Source organism: Corynebacterium sp. LaCa_70, assembly GCF_058182015.1.
In genome coordinates this window covers 1,788,429-1,806,437 of record NZ_CP190914.1, presented here as the reverse complement: position 1 = coordinate 1,806,437, position 18,009 = coordinate 1,788,429, and the positions used below count along the sequence as shown (strand labels likewise).

The following is an 18,009-nucleotide window of genomic DNA, read 5'->3' as shown; positions in this document are numbered from 1 at the left end:
AATGATACCGCGAGAATTTCATAGATTTTAATAGAAGCGGACGTGGGGGAACTGGACCGGCAGGTATTCGCGTCCAATATCAGCGACCAGACGGCGGGTTTGCGGAGTACGTGCTGCGGTGGTGCGCTGCGGGCGGGCCGCCAGCGAGGACACGATTGCCGACAGGGCTGCGAGTTGGTCGTGGGTCGGATTGCCTTTTGTGATCTGCAGCAGCGGAGACTGGGTAGAAGTTAAGTTCAGAGAAGCCATGAATACAAATCCTTTCGAAAAACTAAGTGAAAACTCACTGAAAACTACAGCTGAGAACTACAGCGGGATATTGCCGTGCTTGCGCGCCGGGCGGGCGACAGATTTATCGGCATACAGCCGCAGATTGCGCGCGATCATGCCGCGGGTTTCACTCGGCAAAATTACGGCGTCGATCAGCCCACGCTCGGCGGCCTTATACGGGTTAAGCATGAAATCTTCGTATTCGCGCTCGAATGACGCCGCCAGGGCAGCGGTGTCCAGCCCGTCGTCGGCGGCTTTTTTGAGTTCCTTGCGGTGAATGAACCCCACCGCACCGGCTGCTCCCATGACCGCGATCTGTGCTGTTGGCCATGCCAGGTTCACGTCTGCGCCCAGGCCTTTCGACCCCATCACGCAATACGCGCCACCGTAGGCCTTGCGCATGGTCACGGTGATTTTCGGGACGCTGGCCTCGCCGTAGGCGTAGAGCAGTTTCGCGCCGCGACGCAGGATGCCGCCGTATTCTTGCGAGGCACCGGGCAAAAAGCCGGGGACGTCGACAAGCAACACGATCGGGATATTAAAAGCATCGCAGGTGCGGATGAACCGCGCGGCCTTTTCGGAGGAGTCGATATCCAAACAACCCGCATAGACCTGCGGTTGGTTGGCCACAAAACCGACCGTCTGGCCTTCGATGCGGCCAAAAGCAATCACGACGTTTTCGGCGCGTTTTTCCTGAATCTCTAGGTATTCGCCATCGTCGGTCAGCGCTTCGATGACGTCGCGGACCTCATAGGGTTGGGTCGGGGAATCCGGAATGATGGAATCCAATGCCGAATCCGTGTCCGCGAGATTATCCTCGACGGCACCGGTTTCCGGCACGTAGTGCTCCCGTGGTGGGCTCACGCGATTAGAGGTTGGCAGGTAGCTCACCAGGTCGTGTACCCAATCGAGGGCTTCTTCATCGGTGTCGGCAGTGAAATGCGAGTTGCCTGCTAGCCCCATGTGTGCGGAAGCGCCACCGAGTTCTTCCTGCGTGATTTCCTCGCCGGTGACAGTTTTGATGACGTCCGGTCCGGTGACAAACATCTTGGATTTCTTATCCACCATGACCACGAAATCCGTCAACGCGGGTGAATAGGCGTTTCCACCTGCGCAAGCACCCATGATGACCGAAATCTGTGGCACGACGCCGGAGGCTTGAATGTTTTGGTAAAAAGTCTGCGCGATCCAATCCAGTGAGACCACACCATCCTGGATGCGGGCACCGGCACCCTCGTATAAGCCGATCAGCGGGCGACCGGTAGTGATGGCTAGTTCTTGGATTTTCACCATTTTCTCGCCATAAACTTCGCCGAGCGCGCCACCAAAGACGGTGCCATCCTGCGAGAAGATGCACACCTCCCGCCCGTCGATAGTGCCCCATCCGGTCACGATACCGTCGGTGACCGGGCGGCGCGCACCCATGCCGAAATCCTGCGTGCGGTGCCGGGCGAGCTGGTCGGTTTCTACAAACGAGCCCTCATCGAGGAGATAATCCAGCCGGTCACGCGCGGTGAGCCTGTCCTGGGAGCGCACTTTGTCGTGTGCGGCGGTACCCATGGGGGCGTGGGCTTCTTCCCGGCGGCGCTTGAGGTCGGCGATCTTTTCCGCGGTGGTTTCCGCAGCCAAGTTCTCTAAAGGTGAGGAAATAGTCATGTTTAGACTATAGGCAGGTTTTGCGACAGAAAGCACGTTTATATGAGGGTGAGTTTAGTCACAAAACAAAACTAATATGTTCGTGGCGCCGTAACCAACGAAGCAGCAAAGGCTAAGCCTCCAGTGAAAACCAATAAAAACCATGCGGCGGCAGCATCACCGTCCACGGCGTGGTGCCGCATTGCGGAAAGCGCGCGCCACCGGATAATTCCACCGGCGTGCACCCGGCAAAAGCCGAAAGATCCAGGTGGGCGGCCTGCGCGGAATCCGCGAAATTAAACACGCACAGCACAACTTCGGCGGGTTGCCGATCAATCGGGCGCTGCTTGTCGACGGCCGGCCCCGCCGCACCGTTCGCCGCACCACACGCTCGGGTAAACGCCAAAATCGCAGGATTACCACGGGCGGGAGTGCCGGTGGTGTTTTCTGCACTAGTTTCTGTCGCTACTTGTGCAACTTCGTGATAGCTTCCTTCGCCAAATGCCGGGTGTGCTTTGCGAATCTGAATCAGCTCGCGGAACCAGCGCAACAACGAATTATCCAATTGCAGCTGCGCAGCGACGTTCACTGCTTGATAGCCAAAGCGCTCATTCGCGATCACCGGGCGTCGTAAAGCTTCTGGCTCTGCGGTGGAAAAACCTGCGTTGCGCTCCGACGACCACTGCATCGGGGTGCGCACGGAATCGCGATCCGGTAAAAACAGATTTTCTCCCATGCCGATCTCATCGCCGTAGTAAATAAACGGCGAACCCGGCATGGCCAGCAACAAAGCCTTGAACAATTCGAGCTTATTTCGGTCACCGCCCAGCAGCGGGGCCAAGCGGCGCGAAATGCCCACGTGAGCGCGCATCTGCGGATCCGGCGCATACATGGCATACATGAGTTTGCGCTCGGCGTCGTCGACCATTTCCAAGGTTAGCTCGTCGTGGTTGCGCAAAAACGTGCCCCACTGAGCGGTGGCAGGCAGAGCTGGCATCTCCGCCATGATCTCCGAAATCGGAGCCGCCTCCCCGCGCGCGGCAGCCTGGTAGATCCGCGGCATCAGCGGGAAGTTGAAACACATGTGGAACTCATCGCCGTTGCCCTCGCCGAAGAAATTCACCACCTTCTCCGGCGGCTGGTTGGCTTCGGCGAGCATGATCGCATCCGGGTACTCAGCATCCAGCAGTGCACGGATGGAGCGGATGAATTCGTGGGTTTCCGGCAATGATTCACCACCGACGCCATCGCGCTCATACAAGTAGGGGATGGCATCCAAGCGGAAGCCGTCCAGGCCCTTGTCCATCCAGAAACGAATGATGGCATAGACCTCATCGTGCACCGCGGGGCAGTCATAGTTGAGGTCTGGCTGGTGGGAATAAAAACGGTGGAAATAATACTGCCCGCGCACCTCGTCATAGGCCCAGTTGGAGGTTTCTACGTCCGTGAAAATCACGCGGATTTCCGGGTATCGGTTCGGATCATCACCCCAGACGTAATAATCACCGTAGGGCCCTGTTGGGTCCGTGCGGGATTGCTGGAACCAATAGTGATCACTTGAGGTGTGGTTGAGTGCCAGGTCAGTGATGATTTTCATGCCGCGCTTATGCGCCTGGTCCAGTAGTTCCTCCAGGTCGGCCATGGTGCCGTAGGCGGGAAGGATCGATCGGTAATCGGCAACATCGTAGCCGTCGTCGCGCAGAGGCGAATGAAAAAACGGCGGGAGCCAAACACAGTCCACGCCCAGCCACTGTAAATAATCCAGCTTGGCAGTTACCCCGCTGATGGTTCCGGTGCCGCGGCCTGCCCCGTCGTAGAAAGCCGGTACCAAAGCTTGGTAGAAAATCGCGTTTTTGTACCACATGGTGGCGACACTCCTTGCAGTAGTGGATGGCGGTTATGGCGGGGTATGGGGTGTGGCTGGGTACGGGATATGGCTGGGTGTGGGGTATGGCCGGGCGGGGTGCGGACCCTGCTTTATGGTCTAGCGCGCCAGACAACGACGCTGAGAATGAGCATGCCAGCAAACACGAGCGCTGGTAGCACCCCAGGCTCATCCTGAAACACGTTCCACACGGCTTGCACGCCGGCTAGCACGGTGAAAAACCCGACGAAGCCAGCGATGGTCTGCCACACGAGATGATCCCGCTGGCTGTAGTGCTCCGGGGCCCGATCGCCGTGCATAAAGCTTAAGCTTTCACGCCGCCAGCAGTCAGGCCGGAGACGATGCGGTGCTGGAATATCAGCACCATGACGATCAGCGGGATGGTCACCAAAGCACCGGCAGCCATGGTGGCGGCATACGGGTATTCGAATGCCGACGGACCGGAAAAACGGGCAATGGCGACGGTCACGGGCTCGGTCGCCCGGTTGGACAGCTGGCGTGCCAGCATGAATTCATTCCAGGTGGTGATAAACGCGATGATCGCCGTGGTAAATAACGCCGGGGCTGCCAGCGGCAAGAGAACCAACCGGAAGGCTTGCCCGCGTGATGCGCCGTCGACGCGCGCGGCTTCTTCCAATTCCCACGGCAATTGCCGGAAAAACGACACCAGGGTGTAGACGGTCAGTGGAAGGGCGAAAGAAATATTCGGGATGATCATTGCCCGGTAGGTGCCGATCCACTCCAGGTCACCGAACAGCTGAAATAGTGGGGTGACTAGCGCGATCGCCGGGAACATGGACGCAGCCAGGATCAAGCCAGTGATGAATCCCTTGCCCGGAAATTCCAGGCGTGCAATGGCATAGGCAGTAAACACGCCGACAGCGACAGCCAGGCCGGTCGTTGCCAAGGAAATCAACAGCGAGTTAACAATCGCGCCCACAAAGTCGTTGCCCTTGTCCGTCGCCAAGGCATCAGCGAAGTTGTCCAGAGTGACGTGCGTGGGCCACGGGGTGGTATCGAAGGTGTGGTCGGAATCGCGCAGTGCGGTGACCACCATCCAATAAAACGGTGCCAAGCCCCAGAAGATGATGAACGCCAGGCCCAGGTAGTGCCAAAGCTGTGCAGGCCGACGGCCCGAGCGCGCGCGTGGAGCTGCCTTAGATGGAGCTGCCTCAGTGTGTGCCGTGCTCATTTAAGACACCTCCTGCGGTGTTGTCGTGCGCTTGCTGCCGGAAACATTGGCGCCCAAAAAGCGAATCATGAAAAACGCCACGGCGAAGATCAGCAGGAAGATCAGTGTCGAGAGGGCAGAAGCGGAATTGAAATTGCCCTGACGCATATCTTCGACGACCAACTGGGAGATCACTGCCGTCGGCGAGTTGGAAGAACCAGAAATCATGATCACTGGCAAGTCATACATGCGCAGTGCATCGAGGGTGCGGAACAAGATCGCCACCATCAGGGCAGGCTTGACCAGTGGCAACGTGATGCGGACAAAGCGCTGGATGCGGCTAGCGCCGTCCACCTTGGCGGCATCGTAGACCTCATCGGGGATCATCTGCAGGCCAGCGAGAATCAGCAAAGCCATAAACGGCGACGTCTTCCACACATCGGCGATGATTACCGCAAATCGCGCGGCCCACGGGTCTGTTGTCCAGTGAATATTGGCGTCAAGCAGCGAGTTCACGACGCCGTGATCGGCAAACATGAATTGCCACAGCTTGGCCGTCACCGCCGTCGGAATCGCCCACGGGATCAGCACCGCGGCACGCACCAGACCGCGGCCACGGTATTTCCCATTCATGATCAACGCCATGGCCATACCCAGAATGATTTCCAGGCTGACGGTCACGACGGTGAAAAACAGCGTGATGCCCACCGCCGGCCAAAAATCCGTCGCCAGAGAGCCTGGAGGGCAGGTGATTGCGGTGCCATCAGAGCCCATACACCGGTTATTGACCCAGTACAGATAATTATCCAGGCCGGCAAAACCGCCTTCGGTAAACAACCCTGTTTCGGGGTCGAGTCGACGGTTTCCTTGAAACGACAAGAAGATCGCGCGCACCACCGGATAACCAATCACGATGGCGAGCACGATCAACGCTGGGGCAATGAGCCAACCAGCCTGCCGAAGTTGTGAACTCCAGGTAGTGCGTGCAGGCATATTAGTGAGAGGCAGCCTCGATAGCCTTCTTCATGTCCGCAACAGCCTCATCGACGGGCTTGTCGCCCTTCAATGCCGCATATGCGTTGTCCTGGATGGCCTTCGAGATCGCCTCGTAGAACGGCGAAACCGGACGTGGTGCGGCGTTTTCCAGGGATTCCTTCAGCGCTGGCAGGTACGGGAACTGCTCAACCAAGGACTCATCTTCGTAGATGGACGCCAGTACTGGTGGGAAGGAGTTTTCCGCGAACGAGGTCTGGTTTTCCTCGTTGATGATGAACTTCATGAAGTCCAGCGCGGTCTTCTTGTGCTCCGAATTGACGTTGATGCCGTTGTTGTAACCACCCAGGGTGGACACACCGACGCCATCCTTACCGACGAGCGGGGACACCTCGAACTTGCCAGAAGTCGCGTCTGCTTCTTCCGCGTTGGTGTACATATATGGCCAGTTGATGGCGTAGGCGGTCTCGCCGCCAGTGAATGCCAGGTTGGTTTCTTCTTCGGTAGCAGACAGTGACGACGAGGAAATGGTGCCGTCCTCGAAGGCATCAACTAGTGCTTGCAGGCCAGCTTCGGCTTCGGCGCTATCTACGGTGACTTCGTCGCCGTCCAGCACGGAACCGCCCCAGCCTTCGATAAAGCCGATGGTGTTGACGGTCAAGCCCTCGTACTGCTTCAACTGCAGGGTCAGACACTCGACGGCGTCGTCCAGATCCGCACAGGACTGTGCCAGGTCATCGAAGTTTTCCGGCTCGGAATCCACCAGTTCGGTGTTGCGGAACAACAGCTGGCCGTTGGTGTTTTGCGGCAATGCGTACAGGGTGTCGCGGTAGGTTGCGGATTCCACGGTGGCATCCAGCAGGTCCGAGGTATCAACTTCGTAGTCGCCCTCGAGTGGTTCCAGCCACTGGTTTGCAGCGAAGTCGGCGGTCCAGATGACATCCAGTGCCATGACGTCATAGTCCGAATTGCCGGCCTGCAGGGACTGCACGAGGGTTTCGCGCTGGTCATCGGCCTCGCCTGCGAGCTCTTCGAGCGTTACTTGCTCGTCGGGGTGCTCTTCGTTCCACTTTTCGATAATTGGGGTGATCTTATCGGTGTCGTTACGGCCCATGGCGAAGGTGATCGGGCCGCGGCCTTCTTCACTCGAACCGGATTTCTCGGCGGTGGATCCGGCCGAATCTGCCGAGGAATCGGAGCCAGAACCGGCGCTGTCTGCTGAATCTTCCGAAGAACAGGCAGCAAGTACCAGGGAAGAGGCGAAGACGGTGGCAGCAACTTTGCCGGTACGGCCGGTGGCCAGGGAACGCATGGACGGCAGGGTCCTGGTCTTGAGTGGCTTGGAGGTCATGGGGCGAGGCACCTTTCTGGTCGGGGGTGTGTGACGTGCCGCGCGAATCACTCGCGAGTGGCGGTGTGCACACAGGTGTTGACTAACTTTAAAATGAATCCACAGTATTGCGCGCTGAAATCTGGAAATTCACCCCCAATATAGGGAATGTTGGGGGTGGAAACTACTTGTTGTGTCCGCCGCTGGCGCGCGCGGTGACAGAGTTATCGCTGACAGCCTGGCCGGTTTCGGCATCGAAGCGGTGGGCACTGGCAGGATCGAAAGACAACGTCACTGTCTGGCCACGCTGGGGGCGTGTATCGGCATACCAGCGAGCCACGAAGCGGTGGGGAGTGCCGTCGCCATGTGCGCCTGCATTATCACTGCCAGTAACACCGCGGCCAATACCATCACGGCCAGCCGCGTCATCCGGCGCGAGGTAAATATAGGATTCCGCGCCTAATTCTTCGACAATGTCGATGGTTCCGCGCACCGTGGCGAGGGAGGCGGGGACTGCGGGGGCCTCCGAGGCTTCAGGGGATTGCCGGCTGGTGTCGTCAGCAGGGGCGATGTGGACCTGCATATGCTCAGGGCGCACGCCAAAACGAATGCCGTGATGCGCATCCGCATCGCCGTCGGCAAACACAGCGCTGGCCGGGAAGATATTCATCGCCGGGGAACCGATGAAACCGGCGACAAACTCGTTGGCTGGGTGGTCATAAAGCTCACGTGGCGGGGCAACTTGCTGCAATAGGCCATCTTTGAGCACCGCCACGCGATCCCCCATGGTCATCGCTTCGACCTGGTCGTGGGTGACATATATCGTCGTGGTGCCCAGGCGCTGTTGCAATGCGGCCAGCTCGGAACGCGTCTGCACGCGCAGCTTCGCATCGAGGTTGGATAGCGGCTCGTCCATCAAAAATGCCTGCGGTTCCCGCACAATCGCCCGTCCCATGGCCACACGCTGGCGCTGACCACCGGAAAGCTCTTTCGGTTTGCGCTTGAGAAAGTCCGTCAGCCCCAGGGTTTCCGCGGCGGCTGCCACCTTTTTCGCGATCTCAGCTTTGGGAACTTTCGCCAGCTTCAACGCGAAACCCATGTTCTGCTCGACCGTCAGGTGCGGGTACAACGCGTAGTTTTGGAACACCATCGCGATATCACGCTCGCCCGGTTCGGTGCCGGTGACGTCTTTGTCTCCAATAAGAATGCGCCCGGAGCTGATATCTTCCAGCCCGGCGAGTGCGCGCAGCGTAGTGGACTTGCCGCACCCAGAGGGACCGACCAGCACCAAGAATTCGCCGTCGGCAATCTCAAGATCCAACTCGGAAACCGACGGTGCCGCTGCGCCGGGATACTGAATAGTGACCGACTCAAACGTGACTTTTGCCATGCAAGCAATGTAGCACCAGTAGAATATCGACCATGAGTCTTGATGCCCGCCAGCTTGCCGACGCCCTGGATTTCGCGACTATTTCCTATACGGAATCCACCGAATCGACGAATACCGATCTGCTTGCCGACGCCGACGCTGGGCCGTGGACGGTGCGCATCACCACGAACCAAACCGCGGGCAAAGGCCGATTGGGTCGGGTGTGGGAAGCCCCACCAGGGGCAAATCTGGCGATGTCGGTGCTGCTGATGCCTACTTCGCTGGATCGCATTGGCACGATCCCGCTGGCTGCCGGTCTGGCGGTCGCGGATGCGATTAGTGGAACCCGCCTGAAATGGCCCAATGACGTGCTGTTGGGAGAAAAGAAGCTGTGCGGAATTCTGGCGGAAGCTAGTGCAGCGCCGAGAGCTCGCGTGGTCGTTGGTTGGGGCATCAACGTGGCGTTGCGCGAAGATCAATTGCCGGTGCCGCATGCCACCAGCCTGCAGATTGCTGGGAAATCAACGGATCACACGCAGGTCGCGGCAGATGTGCTGCGCAACTTCTACGAGCGCATGCAGCAATGGCAGGACAACGACCCACAGTTGCTGGATGATTACCGCTCGGCCTGTGCCTCAATTGGTGTGCGGGTGCGCCTGGAGAGCCATTCGGACACCATTGAAGGCACCGTCGATACTGTCACCGATGATGGGCGCATCAGCATCGATGGCAAGGCGTTTTCTGCTGGCGACGTGTCCCATCTGCGTCGACAAGATGGGAACTATAGCTAATGGCGGGCATGGGCACAGGCGGTGGCCGCGGGCTGGCGATCAAACCGGACGAGCAGGTGTTGGTGGATATGACTGCGCCAACCAGCACGCTGGTCTTCCCATTTTTGGAAGTCATCCTGCTTACCGGTGTGGCCTGGATGGGTATTGGTTGGCTGGATAACCCGCATAACCTACCGGACCTCGCTACCGGTGTGTTTGATCCCGTGCTGCTGCACAACAGTGTGGTCACGGTGTGGCTGGTTTTGGTGGTATGGCGATTTGTGTTGCCGTTGCTGCGCAGTCGCAAACAGCGGTTCATCGTGACCAACCAAAGGATCGTCGCCCGCCCCGCCAAGCTGACAGCAAAGGTAGATTCCATTCCCTTAGGGCAGGTGCTGGATGTAGCGCGGCGTCGCAAAGGGATTTCTTTGGCGGTGCGTGGGTTTTCGTATCCGCTGTATTTCGGCGGAGTTCCGAAGTCCAAGAAAGTCGTCGGGGAAATCAACAATGCTTTGCACCCGAGCCCATATTTTTAACCCGCAACGTGCAGCAGCTTGAAACAGCGATGGTTTCCGGCTTAGTGCGAGCCCGGTTACAATAAGTTTTTGTGACTAACCCATCTGAGCCATCTGAGACAGAACAATCCAATTCCGCTGCAGCTGAAAGCCCGGCACGGACACCCGCCGCTGATCTTCCAGTAGTCGCAGTCGTCGGCGATGGGCAGTTGGCGCGCATGATGGCCCCGGCGGCCAGCGAATTGGGGCAATCGCTGCGCGTTTTGGCAGGCAAGCCAGATTCTTCGGCGGCCCAGGTCACCAGCGATGTTTACATCGGCGACTACCGTAACTTGGATGATTTGCGTGCGGTTGCCGCTGGTGCTGATGCCGTCACCTTTGATCATGAACACGTGCCGCTAGAGCACCTGCGCACCTTGCAAGCGGAAGGCGTGAATATCCAGCCAGGTCCTGCTGCCTTGGAAAACGCGCAGGACAAACTGGTGATGCGCCGCAACCTGGACAGCCTCGGCGTGCCGGTGCCGGCATTTGCACCGATCACCGATTCCGAGAGCGCCCGTGCGTTTTGGGAGGAGCACGACGGCAAAGTTTGTCTGAAGGCTTGCCGCGGCGGATACGACGGCAAGGGCGTCTGGTTCCCGGAATCGATAGCCCATTTAGAAGCTCTTGTCGACGAACTGCTGGCAGAAGACGTCGAATTGCTAGCAGAAACCAAGGTGGATTTCGTCAGCGAGCTCTCCGCAATGGTTGCGCGTGCACCATCTGGCCAGCTGCAGACCTGGCCAGTGGTGGAATCGGTGCAGGCCGGGGGAGTGTGTGCCGAGGCAGTTGCCCCCGCGCCGGGGCTGCCGGAATCGCTGCGCAGTGAGGCCGAACAACTGGCAGTGACCGTGGCCGAGCAACTGGATGTGACCGGCGTTTTGGCGGTCGAGTTGTTCCATTATGTTGATGAATCAGGTAACGACCGGTTGAGCGTCAACGAGTTGGCGATGCGCCCGCACAACACGGGACACTGGAGCCAAGATGGGTGCGTGATCTCGCAGTTTGAACAGCATTTGCGGGCGGTGCTGGATTATCCGCTTGGTTCAGCTGAGACCACCGCGCCGGTGACCGTGATGGCCAATGTATTGGGTGGTGAGGCTGATCCGGAGATGCCGATGCGCGAACGTGTGCGCGCAGTGTGGCAGCGTTTTCCGCAGGCCAAGGTGCATTTATACGGCAAAGATTACCGTCCAGGCCGCAAGATGGGGCATGTGAACATGAGCGGAGGGGCTGACGCCGCGGAAGTACGTCGGCAAGCCACACTGGCCGCGAATTTCGTGGTTAATGCCCAGTGGGACGATGGCTACACCGGCTAGTCTGAAAATGAGCGTCTGAAGATGAGCATGTGAGCATGAGGAGGAGCAAAGATGAGCCAAGAAACTACGCAGCACCATCACGTACAGAACACGCAGAATAACGGCCCTGCTATTGGGCTAATCATGGGCTCGGATTCTGACTGGGACACCGTCAAGCCCGCCGTAGAAGTATTCGCGGAATTCGGAGTGCCATTTGAAGTTGGCGTAGTTTCGGCGCACCGCACCCCAGAAAAAATGCTGGCGTATGCGAAACAAGCACACCATCGGGGCGTGAAGTGCATCGTGGCGTGCGCAGGCGGTGCTGCTCATTTGCCGGGCATGGTGGCTGCGGCCACTCCGCTTCCCGTGATCGGGATTCCCCGGGCACTGAAAAACCTGGATGGGCTGGATTCTTTGCTGTCTATCGTGCAGATGCCAGGCGGAGTGCCGGTGGCTACGGTCTCGATTGATGGGGCGAAAAACGCCGGACTGTTGGCGGTGCGTATTTTGTCGGCGGGGCAGCCAGAGCTGGTCGACGCCATGGCGAAATACCAGGAGTCCATGGCTGCCGACGTCGAAAAGAAAGACCAGCGTTTGCGCGAGAAACTCGAACGCATGGCCGAAGAAGAGGCCTAGACGGGTCTAGATGGGCCGAGGCTGCGCGATGGAGTACCACGGGATCGTGCCGCGGCCATCGCACCCTGAATAAACCTGAATAAACCTGAATAAACCTGAATAAAAATCCCCGGAAAATTGGCTGTGAACTGACAGTACGCGTGTGATCCGTCATACTGTCTGAATGAAAACCTCCGAGGATCGCTCCGCGAAGCTAGCCGTTACCGTGTTCCCCGTCGCCATTCTGGTGGGGATCACGATTGCGTATTTCTTCCCGGCACCGTTTCTGCCGCTCGCGGATTACATCACGTATTTCCTGATGCTGATTCTCTTCGCGATGGGGTTGACACTTACCATCCCGGATTTTCAGGAAATCGCGCGTCGCCCATGGCCAATCTTTCTCGGTGTGATCGGCCAGTTCGTGATCATGCCGTTGTTTGCGGTGGGTGTTGCCAAGCTTTTTGATCTGGATTCCGCACTCGCCGTCGGACTGCTGATGCTTGGCTCGGTTTCTGGTGGAACCGCCTCGAACGTGATCGCCTACCTGGCGCGGGGAGATGTCGCACTGTCGGTGGCGATGACTTCAGTATCCACGCTGGTCTCACCGATTGTGACCCCACTGCTCATGCTGGCACTAGCCGGAGAAGACATTGCTGTTGACGGTGCCGGAATGGCCCAGACTTTGGTGCAAACCGTGTTGCTGCCGGTGCTGGGTGGCTTGGTGCTGCGCTATTTCTTTGACGGCTTCATCACCCGGATTACCCCGATCCTGCCGTGGGTGTCCATCGTCGGTATCTGCTTGGTGATGTTCCCGATGGTGGCAGGCGCCGGCGAGCGTTTGGCGCAAGTCGGATTTGTCCTGGTGATCGCCGTGTTGCTGCATAATGTCATCGGGTATGTGCTGGGATATCTTGTTGGCAAACTATTGGGCATGCCGCAGTCGTATAACCGCACCGTCGCCATCGAAATCGGTAGCCAGCAATCAGGCTTGGCCTCGGCGATGTCGGCAAAATTTTTCAGTCCAGAAGCCGCGCTACCAGGTGTGGTAGCTGCGATTGTCCACAACATCACCGGCGCAGTCTTTGCCACGATCGTGCGCCGGACGGGCAGCGATGCTGCACGACCTACCCAACCTGCTCGTTAAGAATAAAATTTCAGAAAGTGACCATCGACCGTGACAATGAGAACCTCTGAGGACCGCTCGGCTGCCATCGCCGTGACCGCATTTCCTGCCTTCATCTTGGTAGGAACGATCATTGCGTATTTCTTTCCTGCGCCGTTTGTGCCATTGACCGGGGCAATTACCTATTTTCTGATGATCATCATGTTCGGGATGGGGCTCACACTCACCATCCCGGATTTTCAGGAAATCGCCCGTAGGCCGTGGCCGGTGTTTATCGGGGTGGTTGGTCAATTCGTGATCATGCCGCTATGTGCGGTGGGCGTCGCCAAGCTCTTGGGGCTGAATCCAGCGCTGGCAGTCGGGCTATTGATGCTGGGCTCAGTGCCAGGCGGAACCTCGTCGAACGTGATTGCCTATCTTTCGCGTGGCGACGTCGCGCTGTCCGTGGCCATGACGTCGGTGTCGACGTTGCTCTCGCCGATCGTGACCCCGTTGCTCATGCTCGCATTAGCTGGGGAAGACATTGCCATCGATGGTGCTGGCATGGCGGTGACTCTGGCGCAAACCGTGTTGGTTCCGGTGATCGGTGGGCTTATTTTGCGTTATATTTTGGATACTGCGATCGCGAAAATTAGCCCGATCCTGCCGTGGGTTTCCATCGTCGGTATTGGCGGAGTGGTCTTTCCTACCGTGGCAAATACTGGCGAGCGGCTCGCGCAAGTTGGGGTGATCGTGGTGGTTGCTGTGTTGCTCCACAATGTTTTCGGTTATCTCTTGGGGTATGCAGCTGGCGCTTTGTTTAAGCTGCCACCATCGCATAACCGCACCATGGCGGTCGAAATTGGTACGCAATCGGCGGGTCTGTCTTCCGGCATGGCCGCAAAATTCTTTACCCTAGAAGCAGCATTGCCGGGTGCTGTCGCCGCCGTGCTGCACAACATCACCGGCGCTATCTATTCTGCGATGGTGCGGCGTTTTTCTCGTGCGATTCCGAACGCCACTGATGCCGATGCTGGTGGCGTGGTGTCGCAGTCGCTACCGGCCACCCGGTAAATGCGGTTTAGCTCACAAAAAATCGGGTGTGTTAACTGGTTCCCCGCTATAATTGCGGGGCATGATCTTCCAACGAACCGTACCGCAGCGTTTGTCCCTGCAACCACTGCCCGATAAATTTGCCGATTACCTACGGACCTTCGCTTTTACCGGGGCAGATGGTGCAACCGCTGCAGAAAGGGTCGAAATCGCAGCACCGTTTTTGTCCCAGTCACTGGGGTGGGTCCCGAAAGTTGGTGCTGATGTCGCGGTCGAGGCATTTGATAAAGCACGCGCGGTGCAACCCGAGTGGCATGCGCTCGGCGTGAAAAAGCGCGCGAAGATCATCGAAAAATTCCATGATCTGGTGCTCAGTAATCGCGAGCTGATCATGGACCTGGTGCAGCTGGAGATGGGCAAGGCCCGTTCGGGCGCGTTCGATGAGGTCACCGACGTGGCGAACAATGCCCGGTATTATGCGGGGCAAGCACCCAGACTGCTGCGTCCGCAGAAAAAGCGTGGTGGCATGCCGGTGCTGACCACAACCTATCTGCATCATGATCCCAAGGGTGTCGTTGGGCAGATCAGTCCATGGAATTACCCGTTTAGCTTAGGTATTGCCGACTCTATCCCGGCGCTGCTGGCGGGTAACACCGTCGTCGCCAAGCCGGATTCGCACACCCCGTTTACGATGTTGCTGATTGCGCACTTGTTGTCTGAAGCCGGCCTTCCTGACGGCGTGTTCACTGTCGTGATCGGCTCTGGTGGGGTAGTGGGCAGTGTGATTGCTGACAACTGCGATTTTTTGATGTTCACCGGCTCGACAGCCACCGGCAAGATCCTAGCGGAGCAAGTGAGTAAACGCCTGGTCGGTTTTTCTGCGGAACTCGGCGGTAAAAACCCAATGATCGTCGCCAAGGATGCCAATCTCGATACCGCGGTGCGCGCGATCACGCATGCGTGTCTGTCGAATACGGGGCAGCTGTGCGTGTCCATCGAGCGCATTTATGTCGAGCACGATATTTACGACGAATTTTGTGAAAAGCTTGCGGAGGCTTTCCAGTCGCAGAAACTAGGCGGTGCGCTGAACTGGAAACACCAGGTCGGTTCGTTGGTCAGTGCAAGCCAGCTGGAGACCGTGCAAGAGTTCGTGGATGATGCGAAAGCCGCTGGTGCGCGCGTGGTTACTGGTGGCAGGGCCCGGCCGGATGTGGGGAAGTATTTCTACGAGCCGACGATCCTGCTCGATGTCCCGGATAGCGCCCGTCTGTTGCGCGAAGAAGTTTTTGGGCCAGTCGTGTACATCCAGCCGGTGGCGGATATGGACGAAGCCGTCGCGGCTGCAAATGACACCTGCTATGGGCTGAATTCTTCGGTATTTGCGGCACCGAAAACCGCGTGGAAGATTGCTCCACGGGTGCAGGCGGGATCTGTCAACATTAACGACGGCTACGTTGCGGGTTGGGCCTCGGTGGATAGCCCGATTGGTGGGTATAAGGAATCGGGGGTTTCGCGGCGCCATGGCGCAGAGGGGCTATATAAATACACTGAGCCGAAAACGATCGCACAACAACGTGGTTTCCCCATTTGGGGGCCGCGACGACTTCCACAAAAGGCCTGGTCAAAGGTGTTGAGCCGCAGTTTATCGCTGGGGAAGAAAACTGGGTTGCTGCGCTAAGATCTTTTCGTTATAGTAGGAGATGTCTTCGCAGGCCGTGGCCCGGGCCACCACCCCCCCGAGTGGCCCCTGGCCCTCCTGTCGGAGGCGCCGCCCCGTGGAATTCACCCCCCCCGAAATCCCACGGGGCTTAAAAATTTCTTGGTTAAATAAGTGGCAATAGATCACACGTCCGCACCCCTCCTCCTGGCCAACGCCATGGTATCTTATGTAAAAATATCGGCCGATGTAGTGCCGATTTGTTGACAATGTTGTGGTGTATGGAGGCAAGGGGCGGAATGTCGGGTGTGCTGAAAGTTGTAGCTGGCCTGCTGGTAGGAATTGTTCTGACGGTGGGTGCTCTCTTTGGCCTCAACAAGATGAGCCTATTGGAGGAGCCGACTCGCTCCATTACTTCGACTGGTATCGGTGGCACGCTCGAGGAGATCTCGGAAGTGGCCGTTGAGCAGTACTCGTATTCTGCCGTGGGACGCTTTGAGGAAGACGGGTGGAGGGCACTAGGGTTCAGGGTTCCGCTGACGGGAAAGCATTTTCTTATTGCCTACGACGGGGTGGTGAAGGCCGGGGTGAAAAACATTGAGAAGTCGGATGTGCATATCGACGATGCCGCCCGTACTGTCACCATCACGGTTTTCCAGGCGGAGATCCTCTCGAATGAAATTGAGCCCTCGTCCGTGGTGGTATATGACCAGTCATTCAACCCTTTGAATCAGGTCAGGGTGGAAAATTACGCGGAGTTCTTGGACAGTGAAGAAAAGCGAGCTGAGGATAAGGCCAGGGAGAATGGTTTGCTCGAGCGGGCGCAACAGCGTGTGACTGATTTGGTTGCGGCCCAGGCCGAGGCGTTTTTGGCAGGATCGGACAAGGACGGCTACGAGGTTCGAGTCCAAGTTTCCTAGGCCGCCGAGTATTCGGGTTCAGCTCCGCGCGCCTTGACGCGCCGCGACCCCAGCACTAGACATAAGTTATGTCTCTCAACACCACTTCCAGTCGCCATTTTGGCCACAACCTCAAAGAACACACGCTCACCGTCCCGTGGGACCCGCACAGTACCTCCGCCGGCAGCTTTGAGCTCTACGCCCGCGAAATTTACGCCGACGGTAACGAAGACAAACCCGCCATCGTCTACCTGCAGGGTGGCCCAGGATTCCCCGCACCACGCACGTTCGGAGGGGCAGGCAAAGTCGCCGGATCCGAGATCGGCGGGGTAGTGGGCAAAGCACTGGAAGAATTCCGTTTCATCCTGCTGGACCAGCGCGGCACCGGCCGTTCCCACCGTATCGATAGCGCCAGCCCAGCCGAAGATTTAAGCGTCGAGCGCCTGTCGAAACTCCAGCAAAGCTATATCGTCGACGACGCCGAAGCCCTACGCAAGGCCCTGGGCATCGAAAAATGGTCCTTGTTCGGCCAATCCTTTGGCGGTTTCTGCATTACCTCGTATTTGTCGCGCTACCCAGAGTCCATCGAGCATGCCTACCTCACCGGTGGCCTACCCGCCACGAGCGTGGGCATCGATGATGTCTACCGCTCCACTTTCGAGAAAGTGCGCGCCCGCCACCACGCCATGTATCGCGAGTACCCCTGGATCGATGAGCGCATCCGGGAGGTCTGCCACCACCTGGATCAGTCCCAAGAACTCTTGCCGACGGGCGAGCGGCTGAGTGCACGCCGCCTGCGCACCATCGGCATCACGCTGGGGCAGGGGCCGGGATTCCACACCCTGGCGTACCTATTTGAAGATCCATTCCGCACTGTTGGCGGCGAAAAACGGTTGAAGACTGATTTTTTGACGAGCGTCGCCGGAATGGTGTCTTTTGCCGACGGCCCTTTGTATGCCGCGATCCACGAATCCATCTACGGCGGTGTGGTAACCCCGGGCGCTACGAACTGGTCTGCGCACCGCATCCGCGAAGAAATCCCAGGCTTCGAAGAAAACGCCGATCCTCGTTCGAACGAACCGTTTTATCTCACCGGTGAGCATGTCTTCCCGTGGCAATTCGATGAAGATCCCGCCCTGCACGCTTTCCGCGAAGGCGCCCACGATCTGGCACAATACAATTTCCAGACCTCGCCGTATGACCGTGCGGTCTTAGCAACCGCACCCGTATCTGCTGCTGCGACGTATTTCGACGACATGTATGTGCCATTTGAGCTGTCTTTAGACACCGCGCGCGCTTATGCGGATTGTCGCCTGCATGTCACCAACCTGTATCAGCACGACGGCATCGGCTACGCCGGCGCAGAAATCTTCGACACCCTGCGCGATAAGGTCCGCGATTTTTAACA

Annotated in this window: 17 protein-coding genes; 9 read left to right on the top strand and 8 right to left on the bottom strand. The window is 58.1% G+C overall.

The window, feature by feature from the left end; genetic code table 11:
• Positions 1–27: 27 nt before the first annotated feature.
• The 8 genes from ACP8MI_RS08210 to ACP8MI_RS08175 all read right to left on the bottom strand — a co-directional run bounded on the left by ACP8MI_RS08210 (position 28) and on the right by ACP8MI_RS08175 (position 8,674).
• A complete protein-coding gene (locus ACP8MI_RS08210; protein WP_144737039.1) occupies positions 28–249 on the bottom strand; it encodes an acyl-CoA carboxylase subunit epsilon in 222 nt (73 codons plus the stop codon).
• A 57-nt stretch (positions 250–306) separates the two neighbouring features.
• Positions 307–1,926, bottom strand: a complete 1,620-nt coding sequence (locus ACP8MI_RS08205; protein WP_049148793.1) for an acyl-CoA carboxylase subunit beta — start codon at positions 1,924–1,926, stop codon at positions 307–309.
• 112 nt (positions 1,927–2,038) lie between these two features.
• Positions 2,039–3,769, bottom strand: a complete 1,731-nt coding sequence (treS, locus tag ACP8MI_RS08200) for a maltose alpha-D-glucosyltransferase (protein ID WP_144737035.1) — start codon at positions 3,767–3,769, stop codon at positions 2,039–2,041.
• Positions 3,770–3,882: 113 nt separating this feature from the next.
• On the bottom strand, positions 3,883–4,089 hold the full coding sequence (locus tag ACP8MI_RS08195; protein WP_018121450.1) for a hypothetical protein: 207 nt from the start codon (positions 4,087–4,089) through the stop codon (positions 3,883–3,885).
• 5 nt (positions 4,090–4,094) lie between these two features.
• Positions 4,095–4,982, bottom strand: a complete 888-nt coding sequence (locus tag ACP8MI_RS08190) for a carbohydrate ABC transporter permease (protein WP_018121451.1) — start codon at positions 4,980–4,982, stop codon at positions 4,095–4,097.
• Positions 4,983–5,954: a carbohydrate ABC transporter permease gene (locus ACP8MI_RS08185; protein WP_018121452.1), complete on the bottom strand. Its 972-nt coding sequence runs from the start codon at positions 5,952–5,954 to the stop codon at positions 4,983–4,985.
• A 1-nt stretch (position 5,955) separates the two neighbouring features.
• A complete protein-coding gene (locus ACP8MI_RS08180) occupies positions 5,956–7,266 on the bottom strand; it encodes an ABC transporter substrate-binding protein (RefSeq protein ID WP_126844167.1) in 1,311 nt (436 codons plus the stop codon).
• 202 nt (positions 7,267–7,468) lie between these two features.
• A complete protein-coding gene (locus tag ACP8MI_RS08175) occupies positions 7,469–8,674 on the bottom strand; it encodes an ABC transporter ATP-binding protein (RefSeq protein WP_144737033.1) in 1,206 nt (401 codons plus the stop codon).
• Positions 8,675–8,706: 32 nt separating this feature from the next.
• Between ACP8MI_RS08175 and ACP8MI_RS08170 the strand changes: the two genes are divergently transcribed.
• The 9 genes from ACP8MI_RS08170 (at position 8,707) to ACP8MI_RS08130 (ending at position 18,007) form a co-directional block, all read left to right on the top strand.
• Positions 8,707–9,444: a biotin--[acetyl-CoA-carboxylase] ligase gene (locus tag ACP8MI_RS08170; RefSeq protein WP_018121455.1), complete on the top strand. Its 738-nt coding sequence runs from the start codon at positions 8,707–8,709 to the stop codon at positions 9,442–9,444.
• Complete coding sequence (locus ACP8MI_RS08165) at positions 9,444–9,959, top strand: hypothetical protein (protein ID WP_018121456.1); 516 nt, start codon at positions 9,444–9,446, stop codon at positions 9,957–9,959. Before ACP8MI_RS08170 ends, ACP8MI_RS08165 begins: the two co-directional genes overlap by 1 nt.
• A 71-nt stretch (positions 9,960–10,030) precedes the next feature.
• The gene (locus tag ACP8MI_RS08160; protein ID WP_284589597.1) at positions 10,031–11,296 is read left to right on the top strand and encodes a 5-(carboxyamino)imidazole ribonucleotide synthase; all 1,266 of its coding nucleotides are present in this window, start codon (positions 10,031–10,033) and stop codon (positions 11,294–11,296) included.
• A gap of 51 nt (positions 11,297–11,347) precedes the next feature.
• Positions 11,348–11,911, top strand: a complete 564-nt coding sequence (gene purE / locus ACP8MI_RS08155; protein WP_126844122.1) for a 5-(carboxyamino)imidazole ribonucleotide mutase — start codon at positions 11,348–11,350, stop codon at positions 11,909–11,911.
• A 163-nt stretch (positions 11,912–12,074) separates the two neighbouring features.
• Positions 12,075–13,034, top strand: a complete 960-nt coding sequence (locus ACP8MI_RS08150; RefSeq protein WP_126844124.1) for a bile acid:sodium symporter family protein — start codon at positions 12,075–12,077, stop codon at positions 13,032–13,034.
• A gap of 36 nt (positions 13,035–13,070) precedes the next feature.
• On the top strand, positions 13,071–14,066 hold the full coding sequence (locus ACP8MI_RS08145) for a bile acid:sodium symporter family protein (RefSeq protein WP_144737138.1): 996 nt from the start codon (positions 13,071–13,073) through the stop codon (positions 14,064–14,066).
• 61 nt (positions 14,067–14,127) lie between these two features.
• Positions 14,128–15,723, top strand: a complete 1,596-nt coding sequence (locus ACP8MI_RS08140; RefSeq protein WP_144737028.1) for a succinic semialdehyde dehydrogenase — start codon at positions 14,128–14,130, stop codon at positions 15,721–15,723.
• A 287-nt stretch (positions 15,724–16,010) separates the two neighbouring features.
• Entirely contained in the window at positions 16,011–16,622 is a 612-nt protein-coding gene (locus ACP8MI_RS08135; RefSeq protein ID WP_186310256.1) for a DUF4230 domain-containing protein, read from the top strand.
• 68 nt (positions 16,623–16,690) lie between these two features.
• Positions 16,691–18,007, top strand: coding sequence for an alpha/beta fold hydrolase (locus ACP8MI_RS08130; RefSeq protein ID WP_249605997.1), 1,317 nt, complete (start codon positions 16,691–16,693; stop codon positions 18,005–18,007).
• Positions 18,008–18,009 lie beyond the last annotated feature (2 nt).

What these genes read in the sequence shown, in the direction of transcription:
- ACP8MI_RS08175 (WP_144737033.1), bottom strand. Translation starts at nt 8,674, where the DNA reads ATGGCAAAAGTCACGTTTGAGTCGGTCACTATTCAGTATCCCGGCGCA.
- ACP8MI_RS08180 (WP_126844167.1), bottom strand. Translation starts at nt 7,266, where the DNA reads ATGCGTTCCCTGGCCACCGGCCGTACCGGCAAAGTTGCTGCCACCGTC.
- ACP8MI_RS08185 (WP_018121452.1), bottom strand. Translation starts at nt 5,954, where the DNA reads ATGCCTGCACGCACTACCTGGAGTTCACAACTTCGGCAGGCTGGTTGG.
- ACP8MI_RS08170 (WP_018121455.1), top strand. Translation starts at nt 8,707, where the DNA reads ATGAGTCTTGATGCCCGCCAGCTTGCCGACGCCCTGGATTTCGCGACT.
- ACP8MI_RS08165 (WP_018121456.1), top strand. Translation starts at nt 9,444, where the DNA reads ATGGCGGGCATGGGCACAGGCGGTGGCCGCGGGCTGGCGATCAAACCG.
- ACP8MI_RS08190 (WP_018121451.1), bottom strand. Translation starts at nt 4,982, where the DNA reads ATGAGCACGGCACACACTGAGGCAGCTCCATCTAAGGCAGCTCCACGC.
- ACP8MI_RS08210 (WP_144737039.1), bottom strand. Translation starts at nt 249, where the DNA reads ATGGCTTCTCTGAACTTAACTTCTACCCAGTCTCCGCTGCTGCAGATC.
- ACP8MI_RS08145 (WP_144737138.1), top strand. Translation starts at nt 13,071, where the DNA reads ATGAGAACCTCTGAGGACCGCTCGGCTGCCATCGCCGTGACCGCATTT.
- purE (WP_126844122.1), top strand. Translation starts at nt 11,348, where the DNA reads ATGAGCCAAGAAACTACGCAGCACCATCACGTACAGAACACGCAGAAT.
- ACP8MI_RS08205 (WP_049148793.1), bottom strand. Translation starts at nt 1,926, where the DNA reads ATGACTATTTCCTCACCTTTAGAGAACTTGGCTGCGGAAACCACCGCG.
- ACP8MI_RS08150 (WP_126844124.1), top strand. Translation starts at nt 12,075, where the DNA reads ATGAAAACCTCCGAGGATCGCTCCGCGAAGCTAGCCGTTACCGTGTTC.
- ACP8MI_RS08195 (WP_018121450.1), bottom strand. Translation starts at nt 4,089, where the DNA reads ATGCACGGCGATCGGGCCCCGGAGCACTACAGCCAGCGGGATCATCTC.
- treS (WP_144737035.1), bottom strand. Translation starts at nt 3,769, where the DNA reads ATGTGGTACAAAAACGCGATTTTCTACCAAGCTTTGGTACCGGCTTTC.
- ACP8MI_RS08140 (WP_144737028.1), top strand. Translation starts at nt 14,128, where the DNA reads ATGATCTTCCAACGAACCGTACCGCAGCGTTTGTCCCTGCAACCACTG.
- ACP8MI_RS08130 (WP_249605997.1), top strand. Translation starts at nt 16,691, where the DNA reads ATGTCTCTCAACACCACTTCCAGTCGCCATTTTGGCCACAACCTCAAA.